Genomic DNA, 1,872 nt, shown 5'->3' with positions numbered 1-1,872 from the left:
GGATGCGCGGGCACCGATGCCGCCGACGGCGAGCGCACCTCGCCCCTGTCACTGGCGCATCCCGCCTACGTCATCTACACCTCGGGCTCCACCGGCCGCCCCAAAGGCGTAAGCGTCACCCACCAGGGCATCGCCAGCCTGGTCGCCAACCACGCCACACGCTACGACGTAGGACCCGACAGCCGCATCCTGCAATTCTCCTCCCCCAGCTTCGACGTGACCATCTCGGAATACTGCCTGGCCCTCCTCTCCGGTGCTCGTCTGGTCATTCCGCATGAACCGGTCTACGGCGATCGCCTCAGCAGCTTCATTCGTGAGAACCGAATCACTCATGCCCACATACCCCCCGCCGTTCTCAGCAGCGTCCCTGAAACGTCTCTCCTCGACCTCACGACACTCGTGGTGGGCAGCGAGGCGCTCTCGCCGGAACTCGTGGCGCGGTGGGCTCCCGGCCGGAGGATGATCAATGCCTACGGGCCCACCGAAGCCACGGTCGACGTGGCTTCATGGATTCTGGAAAATCCTCCCAAGGGCGAAGAACATCGAAAAATCCTGGTCGGGCGGCCGATCTGGAATACGCAGGTCTTCGTGCTTGATGACGTGCTTGGGCTTGTGCCGCCGGGTGTGGTGGGTGAGTTGTATGTGGCGGGGGCGGGGCTGGCGCGTGGCTATCTGGGACGGCCGGGGCTGACAGCGGAGCGGTTCGTGGCCAACCCGTTCGGCCCAGCCGGCTCGCGCATGTACCGGACCGGTGACCTGGTGCGCTGGCGCACGGACGGAAACCTGGACTTCGTCGGCCGGGCCGACGACCAGGTCAAGATACGCGGCTTCCGCATCGAACTGGGCGAGATCGAATCCGTACTCCTCCACGACCAGGCCGTCGGCCAGGCCACGGTGGTGGTCCGCGAGGACCGCCCCGGCGACAAACGCATCGTCGCCTACCTCGTCCCCACCCACGACAACACCCTGGACACCACAGCCCTGCGCGAGCACACCGCGACAATACTGCCCACCTACATGGTGCCCTCCGCATTCGTCGTCCTGGACGCCATGCCACTCACCCCCAACGGCAAACTCGACCACAGACAACTACCCCCACCCCACTACACCCGGAACGGCGAAGGACGCACACCCCGCACCCCCCACGAACAGACACTCTGCGAACTCTTCGCCGACATCCTCGGCATCGACGAAGTCTCCATCGACGACGGATTCTTCGACCTCGGCGGCCACTCCCTCCTCGCCACCCGCCTCACCAGCCGCATCCGCACCACCATGGGCATCGAAGTATCCGTAAGGACGGTGTTCGCCGCTCCGACCGTGGCTGCTCTGGCTGGAGAACTGTCCCAGTTGCAGGGCGGCAATGGTGTGGTCCTGAGCCGAGTTGAGCGGCCTGAGGTGCTGCCGCTGTCGTTCGCCCAGCGGCGGCTGTGGTTCCTCGACCGACTGGAGGGACCCAGCGCCACCTACAACGTCCCCCTCGCTCTGCGTTTGACCGGGTCCGTTGACGTGGCCGCCTTGCAGATGGCGCTGGCAGACGTGCTCGCGCGACACGAAGCACTGCGCACCGTCTTCCCGGACATCGACGGGGAACCGTCGCAGCGGGTGATGGGGGCTGATGAGGCTGTGCCCCTGCTCCAGGTGGTCCCGGTCGACGAGGCGGAGCTTGCCGGTGTGCTTGAGGTCGCGGCGGGCCAGCGCTTCACTCTGTCGGACGACGTTCCCTTCCGCGCGCATCTGTTCACGCTGTCCGAGGGTGAGTCGGTGCTGCTGCTGGTCATGCACCACATCGTCAGCGACGGCTGGTCCATGGGACCACTCAAACAAGACCTCTCCACCGCCTACGCAGCCCGCCACGCCGGACGGGAACCC

At 66.1% G+C, this 1,872-nt stretch carries 1 protein-coding gene; it reads left to right on the top strand.

From position 1 onward, the window contains the following. The coding region (locus tag ADY01_RS35245) for a non-ribosomal peptide synthetase (RefSeq protein WP_049580926.1) at positions 1 to 1,872 on the top strand (1,872 nt) is incomplete at both ends.

It is taken from the genome of Streptomyces sp. SBT349, from assembly GCF_001083795.1.
Lineage (GTDB): Bacteria > Actinomycetota > Actinomycetes > Streptomycetales > Streptomycetaceae > Streptomyces.
This window is presented reverse-complemented; position numbering and strand designations above follow the sequence as displayed.